Source organism: Acinetobacter sp. 228 (genome assembly GCF_048147885.1).
On sequence record NZ_JAYWYV010000016.1, the window covers coordinates 37,267 to 60,976 of the forward strand.

Consider the following 23,710-nt stretch of genomic DNA (forward strand, 5'->3'; position numbering starts at 1 on the left):
TGGGCCAAAAGTAAGCAAAATGGCGACATCCATGTCGCCGGGCCTATGATCAAATTTCAAGAAAACAGCAAATAAGACCAAGCTACAAGATTTAAATATTCAATCTATCTAAAGACCCGCCTGAGTTTTAGATTCGTGCATAGATTTAGAGTAAAAATATGGCAAAAAACTTTCACAGTGAAGTCGTGGTCGCCAGTTATGACGATCACATCCGTAAACTGATTCCCGGTTATGAACTGGTGCATCAGCAGATTGAAGCAATTCTCAGCATTGAACTCCCGGAAACCGCCCATATTTTGGTAGTGGGTTGCGGGACGGGTTATGAACTGTCCTATTTATTGCAGCGTTATCCAGACTGGATCTTTACTGCAATTGATCCATCAGCAGCCATGCTGGAACAGGCTAGTAAAAATCTGAATTCCATAGATCAACAAAGGGTACAACTTATCCAAAGCACAATCCAAGATTTGAATCAGCCAGATACGTTTGATGCTGCGTTGGCCATTCTGGTGGCACATTTCATTCCAAATTCCGAAAAAAACGGATTTTTTCAGGCTATCCATCAGTGTCTTAAAACCAATGGTCTTGCATTGACCTATGATCTGATGCAACCCGAAGATCAGCAAGACATCAAAATTATGCAGAAGCTGGCACAACAGACAGGGTTAAGCGTGGTGCAAAGTAACAAGATGATTGAACGCTTGGAGCAGGATTTTCACTTGTTATCTGCGCAAAATTTTACAGCACTTTTAACCAAAGTCGGATTTAAACAGTGCAAAATTTATTGTCAAATCATGAATTATCATGGCTTTTTGCTCAGAAAATAAAGATTAAAGAACTTTTTGTAAACTCTAAAGTTTAAGTGAATATTCAGGGAAGTATTAAAACAATGTCGGCATATTACAGTTTTATTCAGCGCGAACAGCATGCAGATGGCAGTACTACGGCTTATTACCGTTCTAATATTCATGCACAAGGTGCATGGAATCCGCATGAGCAGCACATGGCGCCAGCCACCGGTATTCTATGCGTCGAACTGGAACAGTTTCAGCCACGTGAAGACATGCGCATCGGTCGGGTCGGCCTGGATATTTTTGGCCTGATTGCCTTTGGTGAATTTTCAATTACTACGCGTATGATCCGTCCAGGTAAAACCATCGAACTGGTTGAAGCTGAAATGTGTGCCAATGGTAAAACCTGTATCGTGGCACGTGCCTGGAGAATGCTAACTTCAGATACCAAGGCCATTGCCGGAGTGGAAGACTTTCCGATTGAAAGTCCAGAATATTTACCGGTTTGGGAGGGTATGCGTTGCTGGCCGGGCGGTTATATCCAGAGTATTGAAACCCGTGCGCATGCTGACCATTGTGCAGGCAAGGGCATTGTTTGGCTGAGAAATTCGCTGGACATGGTAGAAGGCCAACCGACGACAGACTTTAGCCGTTTACTTGGTATGGTCGATACGGCCAATGGCATCGTGCCACGTCAGGACCCGAATTCCGGTTGGGGATTTCCGAATCTGGACCTGCAGATTCATATGCACCGTCTGCCGCAGGGTAAATGGCTGGGGCTGGAAGTGGTGCAGCAATATGGTGAAGATGGTATTGGTTTAACCAGCGGGATTCTGCATGATGTTCATGGACCTTTTGGTCGAAGTGAACAGATTCTGACCCTGCGAAAGCTCTAAAGTCTATTCGAAACATCAAGGCCAATTGCCTCAATCTTTATTTATTGGCATGCTGTGCGTAATTTATCAGGAAGAACAGCAGATGCGGATCAGTATGATTGGGGCAGGGCGAGTGGCATATCATCTTGCCCTTGTATTGTCAGCACAACATGAGATCGTACAGATCTACAGTCGAACCCTAGAAAAAGCACAGCAACTGGCTGAGCAATTTAAAGCTCAGGCAATCGCTGAGCCTGAACAGCTGGATCATGAGGTAGATCTGGTCATTATCGCGGTAAGTGATCAGTCGATTACCAACGTCATTGAACAGATTCATCCGTATCTGCAGCAGAATCTGATCGTACATACCTCTGGCAGTACCCCTCTCGATTTACTGAAAAATGTGCATGCGCGTGCAGGCGTATTCTATCCTTTACAGACCTTTAGTCTGGAACGCCAGATTGATTGGCAGCAGACGCCACTGTTGATTGAAGCGGTGAATGAACAGGACCAAATCTTATTATTAGAACTAGCAAATAGCCTAAGCAATCGTGTTTATACTTATAGTTCTAGTCAACGTCTCAGTTTGCATCTTGCAGCGGTATTTGCCTGTAATTTTGCCAATTATTGTTATGACATGGCCAAGCAGGTGGTTGATGTACAACAGGTCGATTTCAGTTTGCTGTATCCCTTGATGCTGGAAACCGCCAGTAAAGCCACTCAGAATGATCCTAAACAAATGCAGACTGGTCCAGCGATGCGTGGTGATCAGAATATCTTGAATATGCATCAGCAGATGTTGGCCAATATGCAACGAGAAGATTTGCAAAATGTCTATCAGCTGTTGAGCCAGCAGATACTCAGGCGTCATTAGGAATGAAGAATCTGATGATTTATCTGCGGAGCAGGGTTCAAAGCCAAATTTTTCCCATAAAAAAGCGCTGATTAATCAGCGCTTTTTTGAATCTTGGATTAAGAAATTTTCTTGAAGATAAAATCATTAATCTTGTGACCGGCTTCAATGCCGCGACGTTCAAACTTGGTTTGTGGACGCCATTCCGGACGAGGGTAGCTGTTGCCTTTGCCCGCCAGATTTTCCAGTCGTGGACGTTCTTCCAATACTTCAATCATCCATTCAGCATACGGCTCCCAGTCCGTTGCAGCATGGAAAGTTCCGCCAAGCTCCAGCTTTTGCTCCACCAGTGGCATACGCTCATGTGAAACAAAGCGGCGTTTAAAATGACGCTTTTTCTGCCATGGATCAGGGAAGTATAACTGAACTGCATTAATACTATTATCTGGCATTTCACGTAATACCTGAATTGCATCAGCATCTAGCACACGTAAATTAGTCAAGCCTTCAACACCTGCTTCATACACGCACTGGGCAATACCCGGTACATGGACTTCAATTCCGACAAAGTTTCGCTCAGGATTGGCTTTGGCCATCAATACCAGTGAACGGCCCATACCAAAACCGATTTCTACAGTCAAAGGACGTTGAGGATGTTCAAAGTGCTGACGCAAATCACCGACTGGATATTCCAAAATTAAGTGACCATATTGTTCAAGCGCAGTACGTTGGGAGGTGTTTAGCGGCATTGAGCGGCGCATAAACGTCACGATTTCACGGTGCTCGCTTAAGTTTTCCAGCTCCACGACTTGCTGGTCTAATTGATCGTTCGACATAACTTTGGCAAATCTAAAAATTCAGAATGCGGTATTTTAAGTCCTGAGCCGAGCAAGTCAAACTTTTCTCGGTATTTCTCCATAAAAATCGGCAAGATCTTCCAGATAAAGTAAAAGAGCCAATCGAGGCTCTTTTATTAATCATCATTCATCAGCTACTAAAACGGTCAATCAGTGTACTGCTGGCTTCATTTAAACCGATTACCCTTACATCTATACCTTGGGCTTTAAACTTCTGAATCACGTTATTCAGCATATTGACCGAAGTCACGTCCCAGACATGCGCATGGGTCAGATCCAGTTCCACATGCTCAAGCTTTTCTTTAAAATCAAAGAACTGATAGAATTTTTCTGTACTGCTAAAGAAAATTTGTCCAGAAATAACATAGCTACGTGAATTGGCTGCATTTAAATGCGTATAGACATGTACGGTTCTTTCCAGTTTATTAATAAAGAACAGGGCAGAGAGCAATACGCCGACAAATACACCAAGCGCCAGATTATGAGTGGCAAGCACGACAATAATCACGGCAATCATCACGGTATTGAATTCTAGCGGATGTTTGCTGAATTGCTTGATTGCTCCCCATTGAAAGGTGGTAAATGCCACCATAATCATGATCGCAACCAGTGCTGCCATTGGGATATAAGCCAGCCAGTCTTTCAAAAAAACCACGAGACAGAGCAGAAACACACCAGCGACCAGAGTCGATAAACGGGTACGTGCCCCTGAAGACACATTGATAATTGACTGGCCGATCATGGCACACCCGGCCATCCCACCCATAAAGCCGCTGACAATATTGGCCATACCCTGACCACGACATTCCTGATGACGGTCACCTTCAGTTCTGGTCACTTCATCAATGACCGTAGTGGTCATCATGCTTTCCAGCAAACCAACAGTTGCCAAGGTAAAGGAATAAGGCAGGATAATTTGCAAGGTTTCCAGATTGAGTGGAATTTCTGGAATCAGGAATACCGGCAAGGTATCCGGGAATTGTCCCAGATCACTCACGGTACGCATATCTGCACCCAACAACAGCGCCAGCCCACTTAAGACGATAATACAGATCAAAGGTGAGGGAATGGCTTTACCAATTTTAGGGAGATAAGGAAACAGATAAATAATTGCCAGACCAATCGCAATAAACAGATAACCGGTGCTCTCCATCTGCTTAATTTCCGGGATTTGTGCCACAAATATCAGGATCGCCAAGGCATTCAAAAATCCGTATACCACCGCCTGCGATACAAAACGCATTAATTTAGCGACTTTAAAATAACCGGCAATGACCTGAATGATACCGGTCAGAATTGTGGCAGCCAGCAGATATTGCAGACCATGTTCTTTTACCAAGGTAATCATCAAAAGCGCCATTGCGCCTGTAGCTGCGGAAATCATGGCAGGACGGCCGCCAAAAAAAGCAATGGATACCGCAATACAGAAAGAGGCATACAAACCGACTTGCGGATCGACACCGGCAATGGCAGAAAAGGCAATTGATTCAGGAATCAGGGCAAGTCCCACCACCAGACCTGCCAGTACATCTGTGCGGATATTGGAAAACCATTCTTCTTTTTTCAGGCTAATCACGGAATATCATCTATATTTTGAAAACCTGTGTATGTTAAACAGATAGAGATAAAAATCTACACAAGATTGACTTGCAAAAGCCCGGAATATCCTGAATATTGAATGAGTAACTGTCCTGAAATGACAGTTAGGCTTTTTTGCAATTTACAGGTTTGATCACTTGAAAGTTTGTTAGAAGCGATTTAAAACATTGAGAAGTGTATAACAAGGATCAGAAATGAAGCTTTACTATTCGCCAGGGGCATGCTCACTGGCAGCTCATATTATTTTAAATGAAATTAATGTCGATTTTGATTTGGAACGTGTTGATTTAAAAACACATAAAACAGAAAAAGGTACGGATTATTACGAAGTTAATCCTAAAGGTTATGTACCAGCGTTAGAAATTAATCCTGGTCTGATCCTGACAGAAAATGTTGCAATTCTACCGTTTCTTGCTCAACACGATCCAAAACAAGATCTGATTCCACCATCGGGCATGGGACGTGCCAAAGTGCTGGAATGGTTAGGTTATCTGAATTCGGAATTGCATGATGCCTATGCGGTGTTCTTTGGTGACAAGTTATCTGACGATGAAAAGAAAAAAGCCTATGCGGAGATTGATCGTCTATTGAGTTATATCGATAAAGCGATTGGTGAATCGGAAAATGATTATCTGGTGGATGATAACTTTGGTCCTGCGGATGCTTATCTGTTTGTCTTGACCAACTGGTCGAACCAGATTGAGCATGATCTGAGTCCATATAAAAATATTATTCATATCCGTAATAAAGTGGCTGAACGCCAGTCTGTACAGATTGCCATGCGTGATGAAGGTCTAATTCCTTAATTACTGGAAAAAAATAAAGGACTCAATCGAGTCCTTTATTTTTGTTTATGAAAATTTATTTAAAGAAATAGCCGGTTTCCGGCGAGCTGGCATTGGCCATACGTTTACGTGGCATACGGCCTGCAAGAAAAGCTTCTCGGCCTGCTTCAACGGCTTTTTTCATCGCAGATGCCATCAATACCGGATTTTGTGCAGCTGCAATCGCTGTATTCATGAGTACACCATCACAACCCAGTTCCATCGCAATCGCGGCATCACTTGCTGTACCGACACCGGCATCGACCAGAACCGGCACTTTGGCATTTTCCTTGATGATTGACAGGGTGTGTGGATTTAAAATACCAAGACCTGAACCGATCAGGCTACCCAATGGCATAATCGCGACACAGCCCATGCTTTCCAGTTCTTGCGCCACGATCGGATCATCCGAGGTATAGACCATGATCTCAAAGCCATCATCAATCAAGGTACGAGCAGCTTTTAGTGTTTCGGTCACGTTTGGGTAAAGCGTTTTTTCGTCACCCAATACTTCCAGTTTGACCAGATTGTGACCATCGAGCAGCTCACGCGCCAGCATGCAGGTGCGGACGGCACTATTGGCATCGAAGCAACCTGCAGTATTCGGCAAAATGGTATATTTTTCCGGAGGAATCACTGATAGCAGATTCGGCTGGTCAGGATCTTGGCCAATATTGACCCGGCGAATAGCGACAGTGACAATCTCGGCACCACTGGTTTCAATGGCCTGCTGGGTTTCATTTAAATCTTTGTATTTGCCTGTGCCTACCAAAAGGCGTGACTGGAATTGGCGTGAACCAATCTGTAATAAATCTTGCATAATTGTCCCGAGTATTAGCCGCCACCGACTGCGTGAATAATTTCGATTTTGTCTGTATCGCAAATCGGCGTATCGCCCAATCTGCTTTTAGGAATAATCATTTCGTTGATTTCAACTGCAAAACGCTTACCCTCAAGCGCCATACTCTGAATCAGTTCCAGCAGATTCTTGCAGTGAGTTTCCTGTTGTTCGCCATTGATGTAAATCATCATTCTAGCAACCCTCCATGATTAAGTGGTGTTCAGACTTATCTGGCGTATTTTAAAGCATTCCAGGCCAGAATTAACCATCCGGCAATCATTAAAGCACCGCCAATAGGTGTAATCACCCCTAAACCGCGGGGTAATCCTAAGGCCATGATATACAGTGAGCCAGAAAACAGTAAAATACCAACCTGAATCAGTCCGAAGCTCCACTGAATCGGTAGTGCAGGAATGACTTTCGCGAGCAGAGAAAGAATCAGTAGTCCTAAGGCATGATAGAAAAAATAATCTGTTGCCGTTTGCCACCAGCCGAGCTGTACCTCAGTTGCACGTGCTTTTAAACCATGTGCACCAAAAGCACCGAGCATGACTGCCAGGGCCAGATTGAGTGCTGAAATCGCAATCCACATTTGAATTGATCTTCCTGATAAAGTTTGCACTTAACCTTAGCATAAATTCAAAATGCGGACATAAAAAAGCCTTCCTGAAGGAAGGCTTTTTAAAAATAAATCAGTAACAGAATTTGGTGTTAATTGGATGACATTGCTACTTTAATTTTTTCCATGGCATTTTTTTCCAGCTGACGAATACGTTCCGCAGAAACATTATATTCGGCTGCAAGCTCATGCAGGGTCGATTTCTCGTCGTCTAACCAACGGCGTTGCAGAATATTCCGTGAACGGTCATCCAGCTGGTCCATGGCTTCGTGCAGGGCAGAAGTACTTTGTTCTTCATAGTCTTCATTTTCAATCAGACGAGCCGGATCATAGCGGTTGTCTTCAAGATACAACGCTGGTGCTACATGGGTGGAACCTTCATCGTCGTCATCACTTGATGCATCAAAAGCAGCATCATATGCTGTCAGACGGCCTTCCATTTCCAGTACTTGTTCTGGAGTAACATTTAAGTCATTCGCAATTGACTGGGCTTCTTCGAGCGTCAACTTTTTCGATGATTTTTTCAGGCTACGCAGATTAAAAAACAGTTTGCGCTGTGCTTTAGTAGTGGCGATTTTTACAATACGCCAGTTACGGATCACGTATTCATGAATTTCTGCCTTGATCCAGTGCACGGCAAATGATACTAGACGTACGCCCATATTCGGGTCAAAACGTTTCACAGCTTTCATTAGACCCAGGTTACCTTCCTGGATCAGGTCGCCTTGTGGCAAACCGTAACCTGCGTAACTACGTGCGATATGCACCACAAAACGCAAGTGCGACATGACCAGCATTTTCGCTGCGTCTAAATCTTGGTCATAGTAATAGCGTTCAGCCAACTCTTTTTCTTGTTCGGCTGTTAAAATCGGAATCTGATTGACAGTGCTGATATAAGCACCGAGGTTGACACCTGGCGCCGATAATGACAGGGGCATCAACTGATTGCGGCTGTCACTCATGTGTTCTCCTTGAAGTGCGGGGATAACCCTAAACTAGGTTTTATCTTAATCCAATCTCTCCTCAAATAATGGATATTTGGGTAGAGAAATGTAAATAAGTATACGGAAGCAGAGACCAACAGTTTAATTGAAAATTTTTAAGATTCAATCAAGTAGTGAAACTCTGTATCGGAAATTTTTTTAAATTCAAGCTTGAGCTGATGCAACTGGCAATAACGGCTGATATCAATCTGACTATGCGGATCAGATGATTTGAGCAGGAATATTGTATGCTTTCCAGCCTTTAATGCCCGCTTTAACATTAATAATGGCATCGGGCACGGTTTTCCCATGGCATCTATAAGGTTGAAATGCGCTGAATCTTCAAACATTAGGGTTTTATTTCGTCAACAGAAAAGGCTATAAATAGTAGCAAATTTGATGCCAGAACCAAACTAATTAAAATACAATGATATAGGTAAATGAATTTATAAAGTCTTTTGACAATTTTTATTAAAAAAATAACTAAATCAAACAGAACATGCTAAAAAAAATCTATTAATTGTGATAAACCCATGTTAAGCTCGTTGCGTATTTGGGACTTTGAATAAACAAAGTGATTGTTTTTCACCCTATTACATAAATGGATGTAACCGGGATTTTGTTGATAGTTTTACAGAATGATTACAAGCTTAAAAATAATATTTTCAAACTTGTTTGCTCTGCTGTTTGCAACACCGGGTGGTCCTTTTTTTAGTTTCAATGAGGATTAACTTATGACAGCTGCTCGCGAACAAGGTGTAGTTAAGTGGTTTAACGATACTAAAGGCTTCGGCTTTATTCAACGTAACGGCGGTGATGACGTATTTGTTCATTTCCGTGCTATCCAAGGTGACGGCCACCGTTCACTTCGTGACGGCCAACGTGTTGAATTCAGTGTTGTTAAAGGTCAAAAAGGCTTTCAAGCTGAAGAAGTTCAACCATTAGACTAATCTTCGGATTAAGCTAAAAAGAAAACGCTCCAATATAATTTGGGGCGTTTTTTGTTTATACTACTTCTATCTTAGTGATTACCCAATTAGAGCACCGCTTTATGTCATCTGGTTTTGAAACCTTAAATTTACATCCCGATTTAAAAAAAGCGATTGATGCTTTAGGCTTTACCCACATGACGCCTATCCAGCAGAAGGTTTTAAAATTCACGCTGGCAGGACATGATGCAATTGGCCGTGCACAGACAGGTACAGGTAAAACTGCGGCCTTTTTAATTAGTATCATGAACGATCTGTTAAATAATCCGATTCAGGAACAACGTTATCGTGGTGAGCCGCGTGCCCTGATTCTGGCACCGACCCGTGAACTGGCATTGCAGATCGAAAGCGATGCACAGCACCTGGCGAAATATGCGGGTTTACATGTAGTGACCTTGCTGGGTGGTGTGGATTTTGACAAGCAAAAAAATCAACTGAATAAAGCGCCTGTTGATATCTTGGTCGCAACTCCAGGTCGTTTGATCGACTTTATTGAGCAAAAAGAAGTCTGGCTTGATCAAATTGAATTTTTAGTCATTGATGAAGCAGACCGTCTACTGGATATGGGTTTCATTCCATCGGTTAAACGGATTGTACGTTTCTCGCCACGTAAAGAGCAGCGTCAGACTTTAATGTTCTCTGCAACATTTAGCTATGATGTGTTAAATCTTGCGCAGCAATGGCTGTTTGAGCCGGTCACGGTTGAAATTGAGCCAGAAAAGAAAACCAATGCTGATGTCGAGCAACGGGTTTATATGGTGGCAAAATCAGATAAATATAAACTATTGCAAGAAATTCTGCGTGATGAACCGATTGAGAAAGTCATGATTTTCGCCAACCGTCGGGATCAGGTACGTAAACTTTATGATCATTTAAAACGGGATGGTTATAAGGTGGTGATGTTGTCTGGTGAAATCGCGCAAGATAAACGCACGAAAATGTTAGATCAATTTAAAAATGGTCAGCATAATATTATGATTGCGACGGATGTGGCAGGACGTGGTATTCATGTAGATAATGTATCTCATGTGGTGAACTTTACCTTGCCAGAACAGTCAGATGATTATGTACATCGTATTGGTCGTACAGGCCGTGCCGGTGCGCAAGGTGTAAGTATCAGTTTCTTGTCTGAAGATGATGCGTTCTATCTTCCGGAAATTGAAAAAGCCATTGGGCAAAAATTGCCTTTGACCCGTCTGGAAGGTTACTGTTAATTAATCCAAGCCATTAAAAACCGCTCTCAGAGCGGTTTTTTTATTACATGCTTCACAGGAAAGTCTATTTGGCCTGACAGCGGAATGTGAGAACGGTTTGATAGTCATCATTCTGGTTTAAACCGGTGTTGGTGCCTGCGATATTCCCGAGTACGGTGGCTGCTGCCTGAATCATTTGTCCTGTTTGCTCATCGACCACACCTTTTAAGGCGCCATTATAAGCTGTCTGTTCATCTATAATAATTGGAGTTGATCTGGAGCCACAGGCTTTATTGGCCGCAGTAATCGCATTGTTTTTTGAGGTCAGTTGATTTTTACCTAATCCAGTCACCTCATACTGGTTATTTTCCTTTTGAACGGCCAAGGCAGTCGGATTTGATGCACAGGCAGTAAGCAGTAATGCGGAAATAGCCAATCCGCTGAAAGTGATTGTTTTTTTCATCATGAGATCTCGATTAAATAGGATGCTAATTATTTCAACATGGCAAGCAGCTCAGATTTTGTAGCTGTTGTATAGGTTTGGCAATTTTTAGTATATATCTATGTGGTTTAGGTGAAATATCGAGCAGTAAACGATTGAGAAATAATGTGGCTGCATTTTTGAAGACGTTTCAAGCTTGTGTAATTGCTTTGAAGTTTCTAGCGTATTTTTCTTTGAATATGCTAATCTTGAGTATGGTTTTTTAAGTATAGATCTACAGGGTAATGACAGAATCTGCGATTGATATCGTTCATCAAAATATTCACCAACGGCAATCGATTGGTCATCTGCTGGCACCGGCACCCAATGCAGAACAGCTGGAAAAAGCCTTTCAGGCAGCATTAACTGCACCCGATCATCATCGACTCAAGCCTACCACATTTGTCGTGATTCCTGATGATCAACGTGAAGCCTTTGGAGAATTGCTGTCGCAGGCGCTCATCGATTTGGGTGAAACTGAAACAGCGCAGATTGAGCGGGTCAAGAATCACCCGTTTCGCGCTCCTTTGTTAGTACTTGCTTTAACCCGATTGCAGGATCATCCTAAAGTTCCCTATTTTGAACAAATTCTCAGTTCGGGCGCAGCCATTCAGAATTTTCTGCTATCACTTCAGGTTCAGGGTTTCTCAACCATGTGGCGTAGCGGCGCTGTAGTCGAGTCTGGTCTGTTTAAGCAGGCATTGGGAATTTCAAAAGATGATCTGGTATCGGGTATTATTTATATTGGTACTGCAGCAAAAGCCATTCCCCCGCGTGCAGAGATTCAAACCGGTGATTTTGTAAGTTACTGGAATCAGAACAACTAGTTTGTACGGCATAACAGGATATTAAAACATAAGATGTCAGAATTAAATTTTTCAGAACTGGTAGAACCGGTTGCAGTTGATCATAAGACAGCTTTAAGAGTAACGGTATTGGGCGGGGGGAGTTTTGGTACGGCAATGGCCAATACTGCAGTGCGTAACGGCTGTAATACCATGATCTGGATTCGTGATGAAGCAGCCGCGGCGGATATTAATGCGACCCATATCAATAAACGCTATTTGCCAGATTTTCAGTTGGAAAAAGATCTGCTGGCGGTTTCAGATCTGGAACAGGCAGTACGCAATCGCGATATTATTTTAGTGGCGATTCCAAGTCATTCTTTCCGGGAAGTCCTGCAGCAAATTAAACCTTTTATTACCTCGCAGGCAGTAATCTCCCTGACCAAAGGGATTGAAGCACTGACCTTCAGCTTTATGAGTGATATTATTCGTGAGGAATTGCCGGAGGTGCCTTATGGGGTGTTATCGGGACCTAATCTGGCAAAAGAAATCGTAGCAGGTCAGCCGGCAGGAACCGTGATTGCCAGTCATTCTGAACTGGTACGTTATGCAGTACAGCAAGCCCTGCATAGTGCATTGTTCCGTGTGTTTGCCAGTGATGATGTGCATGGGGTGGAACTTGGCGGCGCATTAAAAAATATCTATGCAGTAGCGATGGGTATGGCAGCAGCGTACAACGTGGGTGAAAATACTAAGAGTATGATCCTGACCCGTGCTTTGGCTGAAATGAGCCGTTTTGCGGTAAGGCTCGGTGCCAATCCGCTGACATTCCTTGGACTTTCCGGTGTGGGTGATTTATTTGCAACGTGTAACAGCCCGCTTAGCCGTAATTATCAGGTGGGTTATGCACTTGGCAAAGGCAAGACTCTGGAGCAGGCAACAACTGAATTAGGCCAAACTGCCGAAGGAATCAATACCATTGTACAAGTCAAGGCGCGTTCTGAAGATCTGGGTGTGTACATGCCTATTACTTCTGCCTTGTATGATGTGATTTTCGAAGGTGCACCGCCGCTCAATATTGCCTTGTCTCTGATGAAAAACGGTCATCGCAGTGATGTCGAATTTGTCTTGCCACACCATCAAGTCTGATCTATAACACAAGGACTGTCTGCGAAATGTCATATCCGCTGTATATCATGCAGGCATACGAATATAAGGAAATGAAATGCAACTGACTTTAGTTAGACATGGCGAGGCAGCCCCACCAGTAAATGGTAATGACACTAAACGTCCGCTGACGGAGCGTGGTCATCAGCAGGCTGAGCAAACTGCACAATTCTTAAAAGAGCAGATTAGGCCCGATGTATTTGTGGTCAGTCCTTTATTGCGTGCCCAGGAAACTCTGGCACATTTGCAGCAGTATTTTAAAGATGTGCCGGTAGTGATCTGCAATACAATTAAACCCGATGATGATGCCAAAGTTGCAGTAGAATGGCTGTCGCAACTTCCGTATGAGTCGATTGTAGTGGTATGCCATATGAACGTTGTGGCCCATATGTCGTCCATCCTGCTGGCTGAATCTTTTCATCCCTATGCCTTGGCAGAGGCGCGTATGTATGATCAGGCAGTGATTGCACCTGGTTTATCCACACAGATAAAAAGCTTTATTCCTACCCTATAAAAATTAATTAGAACGGCAGAACAAAATCAATGTTGTATTTATGGATGCCAGAAGCCAATGGAGTTTGGCAATGGTCAACTGGGGAATTCTGGAATGCTGCTGCCACACTTGAGCAGCTGATTCAGGATATACAGGCTCATCATGGTGAGGACGCGGTGGTGTTTTTTCCGAGCCGTCATGTACAAATTTTGCAGCAGACCTTGCCCAAGAGCCAATATAAGAAAATGGGCAATGATGGCATTAAATATTTGCTTGAAGAATATGTGGTGCTGCCGGTAGATGCCATGAAAGTGCTGCATCATTTTCAGCAGCCGGATCAAATTACTATTATGGGCATTGCAAATTCTACTCTGGAGACTCTGCAGCACTCTCTCAGCCTGATTCCAGTCAAGCTGGCAGCGCTATTGCCGGATTTTTTAGTGCTGCCGGCTCCTGAAACCAATCAGCGTGTAATTGCGCAAATCGGTGGGCGTCTGCTGGTGCGCGAATCAGAATATATGGGTCAGTCGCTGGATGATCTGAGCCTTTATCTGGATTATCAGCCTAAGGATATCCGCTATAAGGTCAGCAACCTGAATCAGGAGCAGTTGCGCAGTCTTGAAGCCCTGGTTACGCAGGAGCAACTGGAGTCTTTTCAATATAGCATTCCAGTGTTGAAGAAACCGAAACAGCATCCTTTTAATGTGTTACCTAAAGCAAAATCCGATGGCACTATTTCCGGTTACTGGAAAGCCTGCGCTGCGGTTTTTCTGGGTATTTTGGTATTGCAGTTTAGTTATGATGCGGTACGCTGGTATCAATATAAAAAAGTGGCAAATCAGACGGCTGCACAGGCTATTGATCAGTTTAAATACTGGTTTGGGCAAAATTATCCGGTTACTGAGCAGAATATCAAAAGTCAGTTTGAAGCGCAGTTGCGCCAAAGTCAGATTGCAGACACGCATGCATTGCAGCTTATTGGTCGGGTAGGGCCAGTCTTGATGCAGAATCAGATTGTGGCACAACGGGTAAATTATGATACTTCTGTGCTGAGTATGGAGCTTAAGGCCAGTTCATCAGAAAGATTGAATGCACTGACCGAGCAATTGGGCCAGCAAGGCTTAAAGGTGGAGCTGGGGAATATTCAGGCCGGTGGAGCTGACGCGATCGGAATAGTGAGGATCCAATAATGAAAGCGATTGAAACACTACAACATCGTATGGATCAGTCTTTTGAAAGACTGAGTGATTATCTGGACAGCCTTTCGGCACGTGAACGGATCTTGGTGATATTTACCACTATTTTTGTAATAGTGGCTGCGGTCAGTTCTGCACTCTGGTACATGCATCAGGCGGCTAACAACCAGCAGAAGCGTTTGAATCAGCTGAAGGATACTATTGTCTGGATGCAAAGTAATGCAGTGACCATGAAACCGGCTGGAGACATACAACTGGAAGCTGCGGAGAAAGTACAACGGGTCGCACAGCAACAAGGGCTGTCTGTGGCTTCCCAGCAAATAGAAGAAAAAATTCAATTGGCGGTCATGCATGAAAATTATGCAGTACTGGCAAACTTCCTGACCCAACTGGCACAAATGGGGCTAAGTATCGAGAAAATGGAACTAAATAATGAAGCAGGACAGATTAAATTAACAGCGACCATACAGTAAACGGTAAAAATAAAGATTTGCAAAGCATGGTTTTTTTGTCTGCCTATGCCTATAATATGCCGACTTAAAAAGCAGTAGACTTTTCTGGATATGTTGTATTCTCTAGCCCGCCCTTTGTTGTTTTCTTTAGCACCAGAGCGTGCACATGAGCTGACATTATCACTATTGAAATCATCCCATAAGATGGGCTTGATGCGTCAAAATGTTGCTGCGAAACCTGTGACCTGTATGGGAATCGAATTTCCCAATCCGGTGGGTCTTGCAGCAGGTTTAGACAAAAATGGTGCCTATATTGATGCCCTTGCCAGCCAAGGTTTTGGTTTTATTGAAATTGGTACCATTACCCCGCGACCGCAAGCCGGTAATCCTCATCCACGTCTGTTTCGTTTACCACAGGCCAAAGCCATTATTAACCGTATGGGCTTTAACAATGATGGTGTGGATCAGCTGGTCGAAAATGTCAAAGTGGCCAAATTTAAAGGCATTCTCGGTATTAATATCGGTAAAAACGCTGACACTCCGGTAGAAAAAGCAGTAGATGATTACCTTATCTGTTTAGAAAAAGTCTATAATTATGCTTCTTATATTACCGTCAACATTTCTTCTCCCAATACCAAAAATCTGCGCAGCCTGCAAAGTGGTGACGCACTCACCGAACTGCTAGAAACATTGAAGAACCGTCAGCTTGAATTGGCTCAGGAATACCAGCATTATGTACCTTTGGTACTCAAAGTGGCGCCTGATCTGGATAACAGCGATATTGCCTTTATTGCCAAGCAGTTATTGCGGTTCAAGATTGATGGCCTGATCGTGACCAATACCACGCTGTCACGTGAAGGCGTAGAGGGTTTGGAGCATGCAGAGGAAGCGGGCGGTTTGTCTGGCGCGCCAGTATTTGAGAAAAGTACCGCATGTCTGGCTGCATTTGCTGCGGTATTAAAAGGACAAATCCCATTGATTGGTGTGGGTGGTATTCTTTCGGGTGCAGATGCTGCTGCCAAGAAACACGCAGGTGCCAGCCTTGTACAAATTTATAGTGGCCTCATCTATACTGGCCCTAAACTTGTAAAAGATTGTGTAGACGCACTTTAAATCCTATGAATGCCATTGATATCTTTCTACTGATTATCTTGCTCATTGGAGGGCTCAACGGTTTGCGTCAAGGATTTATTAAAGCCTTTGCGAACTTAGTGGGATGGATCTTTGCCCTGATTATTGCGGCAAAATATTCAACACTACTTGCGCCGTCTATGGTTGCTCTGAGTACAGATCCAGTCGTACAAAAGATTGCGGCCTTCGCTTTTATCGTCCTGCTGATTGTAGTTCTGACCTGGATCGTTACTGCACTGTTGAACCGTATTTTAAAGAGTCTCAAGCTGGGTCCCCTCAACCGTCTGGCAGGTGGTGTCTTTGGTAGCCTGAAAGGTCTGCTGATTGTGCTGATTACCATGCAGGGTATCGGCCCTTGGGTAGAAAGCTCACCACACTGGAAGCAGTCCAAGTTTATTCAAGCCTTATTGCCTTATGCGCCTTGGGCAACTCAAATGTCGAAAGAAGCCGCGAATGGCGCACTACAACATATCAAGTCTGAAGGGGCATCGAAACCTTCAGCTTCATCATCTGAAACATCGTCCAAGTCTGGAGCTGCAGATGAGTCTACAAATAATCCTTTTTATTAATCCTAGCTTGTCTGCGAGGTTGCTATGTGTGGAGTAGTTGGTATAGCTGGTAAATCACCCGTTAACCAAATGTTGTTTGATGCATTAACGATGTTACAACATCGTGGACAAGATGCAGCTGGGATCGTGACATGTGATGAAGGACGTTTATTCCTGCGAAAAGACAATGGTATGGTGCGTGATGTATTCCACACCCGTCATATGCGTGCCTTGAAAGGAAATTACGGTATTGGTCATGTGCGTTATCCAACAGCCGGTTCATCGAGTAGTGCAGAAGCACAGCCGTTTTATGTGAACTCGCCGTACGGGATTACCTTGGCACATAATGGTAACCTGACCAATGCCGAAGAAATTCATGATGACCTGTTCAAAACTGACTTGCGTCATATGAACACCGATTCTGATTCAGAAGTGCTATTAAACGTGTTTGCGCATGAATTGCAAAAACACGGCAAACTGGTACCGACGTCGGAAGATATTTTCCATGCGGTGACGCGTGTGCATGAGCGTTGCAAAGGTGCTTATGGTGTGGTGGCGATGATTACCGGTCAGGGTCTGGTGGGCTTCCGTGATCCAAACGGTATTCGTCCATTGATCTACGGTTCACGTGAAACGGAACAGGGCATGGAGTATATTATTGCTTCTGAGTCTGTTGCGATTACTGCGCTGGGCTTTAAGGTTGAGCGTGATATTCTGCCAGGTGAAGCAGTATTTATTGATTTAGAAGGTAACTTCTTTACCAAGCAATGTGCCGTAAATGCTGAATATCGTCCTTGTATTTTTGAATATGTTTATTTTGCCCGTCCGGATGCCATTATTGATGGTATCTCAGTGTATAAAGCACGTTTAAAAATGGGTGAGAAACTGGCGCAAAAAATTCTGCGTGAGTGGGGCGATGAGCATGATATTGATGTGGTGATTCCGATTCCGGATACTTCACGTACTTCAGCGCTAGAACTTGCCAATATGCTAGGGGTGAAATTCCGTGAAGGTTTCATGAAAAACCGTTACATCGGTCGTACCTTCATTATGCCTGGGCAGCAGCTGCGTAAAAAATCGGTACGTCAGAAACTAAACCCGGTTGAGCTTGAGTTTAAAGGTAAGAATGTACTGTTGGTAGATGATTCTATTGTACGTGGTACAACCTGTAATGAAATTATCCAGATGGCTCGTGATTCTGGTGCGAAGAAAGTATTCTTTGCTTCTGCAGCCCCAATGGTCAAATATCCGAACGTTTACGGTATTGATATGCCGGCGAAATCAGAATTGATTGCCTCAGAACGTAGCGTGGAAGAAATCCGAGAAATTATTGGTGCTGACCGTCTGATTTTCCAGGATCTGGAAGATTTGAAAGATGCAGTAAGAACTAACAAAGTGCCGGATGTTAAGGATTTTGACTGTTCAGTCTTTGACGGGATCTATGTGTCGGGTGGTATTGATGCGCAATATCTGGATGATCTGCAACAAAAACGTAGTGACAGTGCCATGAAAGAAAGCAATTATATTGATGTCAATATTGATGCAGCCTCAGTGGATTTGACTGGCGTACGCGAAGTTTAAACACTTAAAATCATCATGAAAAAGCGGGAATTTCCCGCTTTTTTGTTTTATGATGAACCCATTGAAAATCATCATTTTAGGGTTCTGCATTGCGAAACGTAGGATACGATTTTATAAAAAACAAAAATATAGTACTACCTGTAAGTTTTTGCCTGATTGCAATTCTGTTGACTATTTTTATTATTAATACCGTTGTTGGCCTATTTATTTTTTATGCTGATCCTAACCAGTCGATTTTCTGGCATACGCTGAGTCCTTATCTGATTGCTGTACTGTTATGTGTCATGATGACCTCGGTCATCTATGAATTTTATATTTTTCGCAATGGCGGTTATTCATTGGCGAAGCAGATGGGTGCACGTCGGTTGAGTCCGATGGACAGTATTCCCGAAGAAAGTGCTGCACTACACATTAACCAGCAACTGGCAGAGACTTTTCGGATTGAAATTCCCGCAGTATATGTATTACCTGATGAAGTGGGGGTCAATGCGCTAACAGCAGGTTTTAGCCCACGTGATACGGCTATTATCCTGACTTGGGGGGCAATACAAACACTGGATAAAGTCGAGCTGTATGGGTTGCTTAGTCACGAATTCAATAAAATCCTGGCTGGGGAAACTGCGGAAAATACCCGCCTGAAAATTCTGTATAGCAGTTTAACCACTTTTAGTCAGTGGGGCAGTAAAATTGCTAAATCCGGTTTTAATCGAACCGGTACGTTACGGGAAAGCAAGTTTGAAACCCTGTATGTGGCAGTTGGGGCGGTGATCTGGCTGATTGGTAGTCTGGGTGTGTTGATTTCCCGTTTTATTAAATATATTTCTCTTGGTGGCCGGACTTATAAGAATGACCAGAAGACCCGGCGCTTGCTACAAAATGATGCCAATATCCAGACTTTGCTCAGAATTCATGTGCATCATTCCGGTTCGCAGATTTATAGTGAATATGCCGAATCGATTTCGCATATGTGTTTTGCCAACTCTTTGAGTCCGCAAAACTGGCTCAACATTCATCCCAATATCAATCAGCGCATTTATGAATTAAATCCTGCCCTGATTCAGGATTTACAGCTTGAAAACCTGAAAAAACTGAAGAATCAGCCTTTATTCAGTTTGTTTCGCTCTCTGGAAGAGGTGGTACCTGAAACTACAGTGAGCTGGAGTTCACCCCAACCTTTGCCATTGCTGCGGCTGTCTCCGATCAGTTTTGCGATTAAAGATGCAATCAAGCCATTGAATCCGGAACTTCGGCTCAAGATGCCACGTCCGGAGCTGATTGAACGTGCATTACAAACGGCGACAGGTTCCCGGGAAGTGATGGTCGCAATTTTAATGATCCGTCAATATCGTGAATTTATTCCCACTGAGGCTGAGGTCAGTCGTGCCATTGTAGACTCATTGCTCAACCTGGATGGGCGGGTACATATTTCGATTTTCCAGCAAGCCTGTAAGAATATTGGTGGCATGCCGACGACTGTTGCACGCCAGTTTCTGATGAAGCTGGCGCGGATTATTCAGGAAGATGGTGAAATTGGTCTGCTGGATGCCTTGTTGCTGGAGTGTGTGAAATATGAGTTAAATTTGCTCCCTGCACATATTCCTACTGCTCTCGATGAGGTCAAGCCGCAAATCGTTCGTTTGATCGATGCCTTGCTGCATGTGCAGCAGATTAATAGCGGTAATCAACTTGAGGTGCGGGAACGGATTCTAAACCGGATCTTGACCACTCGTGAACTGGATTTATACAATGAAATTTCAGATGAGCCGATTGATCTTGCTGAAATCCTGAATGATATTGCGGGGCTTTTATTACGCGATCGTCTCAGTATTTTAGGCATTGCAGAAGCCTGCTTATGGAGCGACCGTATCGTAACTCAGGATGAGCTGGATGTGATGGAACTGTTGTACTGGCGCCTGGGTTTCGAGGGTGGGGAAGTTATTCAGCAAATGTTAAAGAAAAACAGTTTAACCATTATGTGAAAATCAAGGTGAGTGCACGGTTCGAATCTGAATTTTTTATTATAGTGATGGTTTAACTGTATATTGAAAATTCAATATTGAGTGTGCTGATAAACTTTGTACGAGAATTTATTAGGATAAAAAGAAAAACTGAAAAAGTTCGGCAAAGTAGGGACAATACGGCTAAAATGTTCAGCCTGAAATTGGTGATGATGAAAAGATGATTGGGCATCAGCGTGACATACTGGCAACATTAGGAATCGATCTCTGGATTCCTAGGGACAGCGCATGTCAGCCGCATCAGGTCTCGATCTGGCGTGATCAGGCTGAACCTGAATTTCACACCGAGATTGTCTTGTCTCAGCCTCATCCGGTCGAGGCGCTGGTGGAGTTACCGATTCCTGAACCAGAGTCGCTCGACACGTTTAAGATTGATACCTCGCCTACATTACCTGAAGTTTTAACTGTTCAGGAACCTGAAGTTTTAACTGTTCAGGAACCTCGTGAAAGTGTACAAATTCCGCCATTCAGTTTACAGGCTTTAAGTTTGGCACATTGCAGTGTTGTGATTGATGCAACTGAAATGACTGAAGCTACCCTAAATTTATGGGCAAATATCCAGCGCGCAGTTTCGGGTGATTTTTATGAGCTGAACTGGCCATTTCCTTGGGCTAATGTCCAGGATGGACGTGGTGTGGAATCCTATATTCAAGGATTTCTGGATGGGATGAGTACAGAGAAACATATTATTTTCCTCGGAACGGTAGCGCATATTTCAAATATCAAAGCAATCCAGTTAGCGTCCCTGCAAGAGATGCTGGATCAGCCGATTTTAAAAAAACGTTTATGGCAGTTTATGCAAAATAGGTCTGCCCGTCTGGAATAATTCTGCTGTGGAATAAAAATAGATGAAACAAAAAGTGGTTGTATTTAGTCAAATTGATGCTGATATTCAAAACAGGCTCGAACAAAATTATCAGGTGAGCTATATACAACCGAAGCTGGGTGATGTGAATCAACAGCTTTTGCAGCAGGTTCGGGATACCGATGGCATGATTGGTGCAGGGCGTTTGCTGAATTGCGATAATCTGGCCAGTGCTACCCGATTGAAAATTATCTCCAGTGTCAGTGTTGGTTATGACAACTATGATCTGGATTATTTAAATGAAAGAAAAATCTATCTGAGTCATACACCGCATGTGCTGACCGAAACTACAGCTGATCTTGCTTTTACTTTACTGATGTCAGCGGCACGCAAAGTGGCTTATCTGGATCAATGGACCAAGCAGGGGCAATGGCAGCGTACTGTGGGTGAAGCACAATTTGGTGTGGATATTTTTGGAAAAACCCTGGGAATTATTGGTCTGGGCCATATTGGGGCTGCGATCGCACGCCGTGGTTTTTACGGTTTTAATATGAATGTGCTCTACTATAATCGCAGGGAAAAACCGGAAATTGCGCAAGGCTTCAATGCACAATATTGCCAGCTCGATGAGCTGTTACAGCGTGCTGACTTTGTGGTCGTTGCAGTAGATTTGAATGCTGATTCCAAGGCGCTGATTGCAGCAGCGGAATTTGCAAAAATGCAACCGCATACAGTATTGGTTAATATTTCACGTGGCCCGGTTGTTGATGAACAGGCATTAATTGAAGCTTTAAAAGCCAAGCAGATTTTTGCTGCAGGTCTGGATGTCTATCAGAAAGAACCGCTAAAAGAATCAGAATTATTCCATTTGGATAATGTCGTTACCTTACCGCATGTGGGTTCGGCTACCGCCGCCACCCGTAAAAAAATGGCAGAACTGGCTTATCAGAACTTGGTTGATGCCTTGGAGGGGCGAGTACCTCGTTATGTAGTCAATCCGGAATTTTAAAATGCCATTAAATGTAGTTTAAACGATATTAAAAAATAACATTTTCTTGCGTCTCTGCGCATAGTTCGATGCTATATTCAAAACAAATTAGGTTGGCAGGATTAGAGATTTTTCATTGAAACGATTGATGCTGGCATGTAGCTTAAGTCTGTGTATGGTGACAGGGCATGGCTCTACCCATGATTTTAATCAAGCAAATGTACAATTTTCTGTGCCCGATATTGGCACAGGCGTGGGCTTGCTCGATCAGCAAAAAGAAAAAATGATCGGTGAGAAAGTTTATCGTGAAGTGCATAAGAAAATGCCTGTCTTGCAAAATCCATGGCTGGAAGATCAACTTTTATCAGTATTTTCACATATTCTGAGTCAGACCCAGTTACAACAGCCTATCGGTTTGCTGGTAATCAATGATCCGCAAATTAATGCCTTTGCTGTGCCGGGCGGGCTCTTTGCACTGAATGCAGGTCTGATAAATTCCGCCCGAAATATGGATGAAGTGGCAGGGGTGATGGCGCATGAAATTGCACATGTCACACAACGTCATTACAGTCGCTCCCAGGATGCCTTTAAGGGACAAGGTTTATTGGCGCTAGCGGGAATTTTGGTGGGTGCTTTGGTGGCTTCTCAAGCAGATGGTGATGTGGGGGCGGCGGTTATGATGGGGTCGCAGGCAGCCCTTCTGGATAAACAGCTCACCTATAGTCGTAATCAGGAGCGTGAAGCAGACCGGATCGGGATGCAGTATATGTACCGTTCCGGCTATAACCCGCATAGCATGGCAGACTTCTTTGAGGTTATGCATCGCTCTAGCAGTCGGTTAAGCTTTCTGCCAGATTTCTGGTTCACGCATCCACTCACCACTGAACGGATGAGCGAGGCACGTTTACGTGCCAACCAGCTTCCCGCAGTGAAACGCAATCTCAATGATCAAGACTTTGAGGTTATCAAGTGGTATAGCAGGGTATTGTCGCGTCAGACGGATGCGGAGCAGCTGATGTTGATGGACCAGCGAAATAATTTTGCAGGTCAGCTTGCCTTGACAGCTTATCAAATACAGCAGGGTGATTTTCAAGCCGCACAGATTTCGCTGGATCGGGCAAAAAAGCATAACCAGATGCATCCTTTGCAGGTTCTGTTGCAGACTGATATTTATTTAGCCCAGAATCAGCTTGATCAGGCTTTGAGAAGTGTGGCTTCAGCAGCGCGAATCATGCCGGAAAATCGCGCACTTAATTATAAATATGCAGAAGTTCTGATTCGTGCCCGGCAACCCGATCAGGCAAAAGCTTTAGTGCAGCGATTTCTAAATGCCAATTCACGCGATGTCAATGGCTGGCGACTGATGCAAGTGGCTGCCAATGCAGAGCCAGATTCAGCGATCAAGGCTGCCAATGTACTCCGCTATCGTGCAGAAGTGGAGTACTGGTCAGGATATGAAGAAACCGCGATCAAATCATTATTACATGCCCAGCGTAGCGTGAAGAATAATCAATCCTTGTCCTCAACCATTCGTCAGCGTCTGAAACAGATGCAACAGGAGCATCAATATAAAATTTAACCATGAGCTGGATTTTAAATTTTTGTATCGGAATGATATAGCAAGGATATCTTGAATCAAGC

Annotated in this window: 26 protein-coding genes; 18 read left to right on the forward strand and 8 right to left on the reverse strand. The window is 43.7% G+C overall.

Translation table 11 applies throughout. The features are described from left to right. Positions 1-158 precede the first annotated feature (158 nt). The 3 genes from VXQ92_RS11850 to VXQ92_RS11860 all read left to right on the forward strand — a co-directional run bounded on the left by VXQ92_RS11850 (position 159) and on the right by VXQ92_RS11860 (position 2,540). Positions 159-827, forward strand: coding sequence for a class I SAM-dependent methyltransferase (locus VXQ92_RS11850; RefSeq protein WP_416681834.1), 669 nt, complete (start codon positions 159-161; stop codon positions 825-827). Between the two features lie 62 nt (positions 828-889). Further along, positions 890-1,687 (forward strand): thioesterase family protein, encoded by a 798-nt coding sequence (locus tag VXQ92_RS11855; protein WP_416681835.1) that lies wholly within the window; start codon positions 890-892, stop codon positions 1,685-1,687. Between the two features lie 82 nt (positions 1,688-1,769). After that, complete coding sequence (locus VXQ92_RS11860; RefSeq protein WP_416681863.1) at positions 1,770-2,540, forward strand: Rossmann-like and DUF2520 domain-containing protein; 771 nt, start codon at positions 1,770-1,772, stop codon at positions 2,538-2,540. A gap of 98 nt (positions 2,541-2,638) precedes the next feature. Here the strand turns inward: VXQ92_RS11860 and trmB are convergent, their stop codons facing one another. Continuing rightward, a complete protein-coding gene (trmB, locus tag VXQ92_RS11865; protein WP_064095843.1) occupies positions 2,639-3,355 on the reverse strand; it encodes a tRNA (guanosine(46)-N7)-methyltransferase TrmB in 717 nt (238 codons plus the stop codon). 151 nt (positions 3,356-3,506) lie between these two features. Beyond that, the gene (locus VXQ92_RS11870) at positions 3,507-4,952 is read right to left on the reverse strand and encodes a SulP family inorganic anion transporter (RefSeq protein ID WP_416681837.1); all 1,446 of its coding nucleotides are present in this window, start codon (positions 4,950-4,952) and stop codon (positions 3,507-3,509) included. A 217-nt stretch (positions 4,953-5,169) separates the two neighbouring features. On the opposite strand from VXQ92_RS11870, the gene VXQ92_RS11875 reads away from it, so the two are divergent. Then, positions 5,170-5,781, forward strand: coding sequence for a glutathione binding-like protein (locus VXQ92_RS11875; RefSeq protein ID WP_416681839.1), 612 nt, complete (start codon positions 5,170-5,172; stop codon positions 5,779-5,781). A 55-nt stretch (positions 5,782-5,836) separates the two neighbouring features. Here the strand turns inward: VXQ92_RS11875 and VXQ92_RS11880 are convergent, their stop codons facing one another. From VXQ92_RS11880 to VXQ92_RS11900, 5 genes are all read right to left on the reverse strand, one after another. After that, positions 5,837-6,619 (reverse strand): thiazole synthase, encoded by a 783-nt coding sequence (locus VXQ92_RS11880; protein ID WP_004646601.1) that lies wholly within the window; start codon positions 6,617-6,619, stop codon positions 5,837-5,839. A 14-nt stretch (positions 6,620-6,633) separates the two neighbouring features. Continuing rightward, the gene (thiS, locus tag VXQ92_RS11885) at positions 6,634-6,831 is read right to left on the reverse strand and encodes a sulfur carrier protein ThiS (protein ID WP_416681841.1); all 198 of its coding nucleotides are present in this window, start codon (positions 6,829-6,831) and stop codon (positions 6,634-6,636) included. A gap of 35 nt (positions 6,832-6,866) precedes the next feature. Next, positions 6,867-7,232: a DUF423 domain-containing protein gene (locus VXQ92_RS11890; protein WP_064095848.1), complete on the reverse strand. Its 366-nt coding sequence runs from the start codon at positions 7,230-7,232 to the stop codon at positions 6,867-6,869. A gap of 119 nt (positions 7,233-7,351) precedes the next feature. After that, positions 7,352-8,221, reverse strand: coding sequence for an RNA polymerase sigma factor RpoH (gene rpoH, locus VXQ92_RS11895; protein ID WP_064095849.1), 870 nt, complete (start codon positions 8,219-8,221; stop codon positions 7,352-7,354). Between the two features lie 137 nt (positions 8,222-8,358). Continuing rightward, positions 8,359-8,592 (reverse strand): sulfurtransferase TusA family protein, encoded by a 234-nt coding sequence (locus VXQ92_RS11900; protein WP_416681842.1) that lies wholly within the window; start codon positions 8,590-8,592, stop codon positions 8,359-8,361. Positions 8,593-8,976: 384 nt separating this feature from the next. On the opposite strand from VXQ92_RS11900, the gene VXQ92_RS11905 reads away from it, so the two are divergent. Both VXQ92_RS11905 and rhlB read left to right on the forward strand, forming a co-directional pair. After that, positions 8,977-9,192 (forward strand): cold-shock protein, encoded by a 216-nt coding sequence (locus VXQ92_RS11905; protein ID WP_004280099.1) that lies wholly within the window; start codon positions 8,977-8,979, stop codon positions 9,190-9,192. A 101-nt stretch (positions 9,193-9,293) separates the two neighbouring features. Continuing rightward, the gene (gene rhlB, locus VXQ92_RS11910) at positions 9,294-10,445 is read left to right on the forward strand and encodes an ATP-dependent RNA helicase RhlB (protein ID WP_064095851.1); all 1,152 of its coding nucleotides are present in this window, start codon (positions 9,294-9,296) and stop codon (positions 10,443-10,445) included. A 64-nt stretch (positions 10,446-10,509) separates the two neighbouring features. Here rhlB and VXQ92_RS11915 read toward each other — a convergent pair whose 3' ends face one another. After that, positions 10,510-10,890 (reverse strand): hypothetical protein, encoded by a 381-nt coding sequence (locus tag VXQ92_RS11915; protein ID WP_081406353.1) that lies wholly within the window; start codon positions 10,888-10,890, stop codon positions 10,510-10,512. 260 nt (positions 10,891-11,150) lie between these two features. On the opposite strand from VXQ92_RS11915, the gene VXQ92_RS11920 reads away from it, so the two are divergent. The 12 genes from VXQ92_RS11920 to VXQ92_RS11975 all read left to right on the forward strand — a co-directional run bounded on the left by VXQ92_RS11920 (position 11,151) and on the right by VXQ92_RS11975 (position 23,648). Further along, positions 11,151-11,732, forward strand: coding sequence for a nitroreductase family protein (locus VXQ92_RS11920; RefSeq protein ID WP_416681844.1), 582 nt, complete (start codon positions 11,151-11,153; stop codon positions 11,730-11,732). Positions 11,733-11,765: 33 nt separating this feature from the next. Then, complete coding sequence (locus tag VXQ92_RS11925) at positions 11,766-12,839, forward strand: NAD(P)H-dependent glycerol-3-phosphate dehydrogenase (protein ID WP_416681846.1); 1,074 nt, start codon at positions 11,766-11,768, stop codon at positions 12,837-12,839. Positions 12,840-12,915: 76 nt separating this feature from the next. Continuing rightward, positions 12,916-13,371 carry a phosphohistidine phosphatase SixA gene (gene sixA, locus VXQ92_RS11930; RefSeq protein WP_064095854.1) on the forward strand — a complete coding sequence of 152 codons (456 nt, stop codon included), beginning with the start codon at positions 12,916-12,918 and terminating at the stop codon, positions 13,369-13,371. A 29-nt stretch (positions 13,372-13,400) separates the two neighbouring features. Continuing rightward, on the forward strand, positions 13,401-14,540 hold the full coding sequence (gene gspL / locus VXQ92_RS11935) for a type II secretion system protein GspL (RefSeq protein ID WP_064101775.1): 1,140 nt from the start codon (positions 13,401-13,403) through the stop codon (positions 14,538-14,540). Then, positions 14,540-15,019, forward strand: a complete 480-nt coding sequence (gene gspM, locus VXQ92_RS11940; RefSeq protein WP_064101776.1) for a type II secretion system protein GspM — start codon at positions 14,540-14,542, stop codon at positions 15,017-15,019. Before gspL ends, gspM begins: the two co-directional genes overlap by 1 nt. Positions 15,020-15,109: 90 nt before the next feature. After that, positions 15,110-16,111 (forward strand): quinone-dependent dihydroorotate dehydrogenase, encoded by a 1,002-nt coding sequence (locus VXQ92_RS11945; protein ID WP_064101777.1) that lies wholly within the window; start codon positions 15,110-15,112, stop codon positions 16,109-16,111. A gap of 5 nt (positions 16,112-16,116) precedes the next feature. Then, the gene (locus VXQ92_RS11950) at positions 16,117-16,698 is read left to right on the forward strand and encodes a CvpA family protein (RefSeq protein WP_064095858.1); all 582 of its coding nucleotides are present in this window, start codon (positions 16,117-16,119) and stop codon (positions 16,696-16,698) included. Between the two features lie 24 nt (positions 16,699-16,722). Beyond that, positions 16,723-18,258, forward strand: coding sequence for an amidophosphoribosyltransferase (gene purF / locus VXQ92_RS11955; protein ID WP_064095859.1), 1,536 nt, complete (start codon positions 16,723-16,725; stop codon positions 18,256-18,258). A gap of 89 nt (positions 18,259-18,347) precedes the next feature. Continuing rightward, positions 18,348-20,237: a M48 family metalloprotease gene (locus VXQ92_RS11960; protein ID WP_416681850.1), complete on the forward strand. Its 1,890-nt coding sequence runs from the start codon at positions 18,348-18,350 to the stop codon at positions 20,235-20,237. Positions 20,238-20,436: 199 nt separating this feature from the next. Continuing rightward, positions 20,437-21,102, forward strand: a complete 666-nt coding sequence (locus tag VXQ92_RS11965) for a hypothetical protein (RefSeq protein ID WP_064101778.1) — start codon at positions 20,437-20,439, stop codon at positions 21,100-21,102. 22 nt (positions 21,103-21,124) lie between these two features. Beyond that, entirely contained in the window at positions 21,125-22,090 is a 966-nt protein-coding gene (locus VXQ92_RS11970; protein WP_064095862.1) for a 2-hydroxyacid dehydrogenase, read from the forward strand. Positions 22,091-22,205: 115 nt separating this feature from the next. After that, complete coding sequence (locus VXQ92_RS11975; protein WP_416681852.1) at positions 22,206-23,648, forward strand: M48 family metalloprotease; 1,443 nt, start codon at positions 22,206-22,208, stop codon at positions 23,646-23,648. Positions 23,649-23,710 lie beyond the last annotated feature (62 nt).

What these genes read in the sequence shown, in the direction of transcription:
- VXQ92_RS11970 (WP_064095862.1), top strand. Translation starts at nt 21,125, where the DNA reads ATGAAACAAAAAGTGGTTGTATTTAGTCAAATTGATGCTGATATTCAA.
- VXQ92_RS11945 (WP_064101777.1), top strand. Translation starts at nt 15,110, where the DNA reads ATGTTGTATTCTCTAGCCCGCCCTTTGTTGTTTTCTTTAGCACCAGAG.
- gspM (WP_064101776.1), top strand. Translation starts at nt 14,540, where the DNA reads ATGAAAGCGATTGAAACACTACAACATCGTATGGATCAGTCTTTTGAA.
- VXQ92_RS11855 (WP_416681835.1), top strand. Translation starts at nt 890, where the DNA reads ATGTCGGCATATTACAGTTTTATTCAGCGCGAACAGCATGCAGATGGC.
- VXQ92_RS11920 (WP_416681844.1), top strand. Translation starts at nt 11,151, where the DNA reads ATGACAGAATCTGCGATTGATATCGTTCATCAAAATATTCACCAACGG.
- VXQ92_RS11880 (WP_004646601.1), bottom strand. Translation starts at nt 6,619, where the DNA reads ATGCAAGATTTATTACAGATTGGTTCACGCCAATTCCAGTCACGCCTT.
- VXQ92_RS11850 (WP_416681834.1), top strand. Translation starts at nt 159, where the DNA reads ATGGCAAAAAACTTTCACAGTGAAGTCGTGGTCGCCAGTTATGACGAT.
- VXQ92_RS11860 (WP_416681863.1), top strand. Translation starts at nt 1,770, where the DNA reads ATGCGGATCAGTATGATTGGGGCAGGGCGAGTGGCATATCATCTTGCC.
- rhlB (WP_064095851.1), top strand. Translation starts at nt 9,294, where the DNA reads ATGTCATCTGGTTTTGAAACCTTAAATTTACATCCCGATTTAAAAAAA.
- VXQ92_RS11900 (WP_416681842.1), bottom strand. Translation starts at nt 8,592, where the DNA reads ATGTTTGAAGATTCAGCGCATTTCAACCTTATAGATGCCATGGGAAAA.
- sixA (WP_064095854.1), top strand. Translation starts at nt 12,916, where the DNA reads ATGCAACTGACTTTAGTTAGACATGGCGAGGCAGCCCCACCAGTAAAT.
- thiS (WP_416681841.1), bottom strand. Translation starts at nt 6,831, where the DNA reads ATGATGATTTACATCAATGGCGAACAACAGGAAACTCACTGCAAGAAT.
- VXQ92_RS11950 (WP_064095858.1), top strand. Translation starts at nt 16,117, where the DNA reads ATGAATGCCATTGATATCTTTCTACTGATTATCTTGCTCATTGGAGGG.
- VXQ92_RS11890 (WP_064095848.1), bottom strand. Translation starts at nt 7,232, where the DNA reads ATGTGGATTGCGATTTCAGCACTCAATCTGGCCCTGGCAGTCATGCTC.
- trmB (WP_064095843.1), bottom strand. Translation starts at nt 3,355, where the DNA reads ATGTCGAACGATCAATTAGACCAGCAAGTCGTGGAGCTGGAAAACTTA.
- VXQ92_RS11905 (WP_004280099.1), top strand. Translation starts at nt 8,977, where the DNA reads ATGACAGCTGCTCGCGAACAAGGTGTAGTTAAGTGGTTTAACGATACT.
- rpoH (WP_064095849.1), bottom strand. Translation starts at nt 8,221, where the DNA reads ATGAGTGACAGCCGCAATCAGTTGATGCCCCTGTCATTATCGGCGCCA.
- purF (WP_064095859.1), top strand. Translation starts at nt 16,723, where the DNA reads ATGTGTGGAGTAGTTGGTATAGCTGGTAAATCACCCGTTAACCAAATG.
- VXQ92_RS11965 (WP_064101778.1), top strand. Translation starts at nt 20,437, where the DNA reads ATGATTGGGCATCAGCGTGACATACTGGCAACATTAGGAATCGATCTC.
- VXQ92_RS11915 (WP_081406353.1), bottom strand. Translation starts at nt 10,890, where the DNA reads ATGATGAAAAAAACAATCACTTTCAGCGGATTGGCTATTTCCGCATTA.
- VXQ92_RS11925 (WP_416681846.1), top strand. Translation starts at nt 11,766, where the DNA reads ATGTCAGAATTAAATTTTTCAGAACTGGTAGAACCGGTTGCAGTTGAT.
- gspL (WP_064101775.1), top strand. Translation starts at nt 13,401, where the DNA reads ATGTTGTATTTATGGATGCCAGAAGCCAATGGAGTTTGGCAATGGTCA.
- VXQ92_RS11875 (WP_416681839.1), top strand. Translation starts at nt 5,170, where the DNA reads ATGAAGCTTTACTATTCGCCAGGGGCATGCTCACTGGCAGCTCATATT.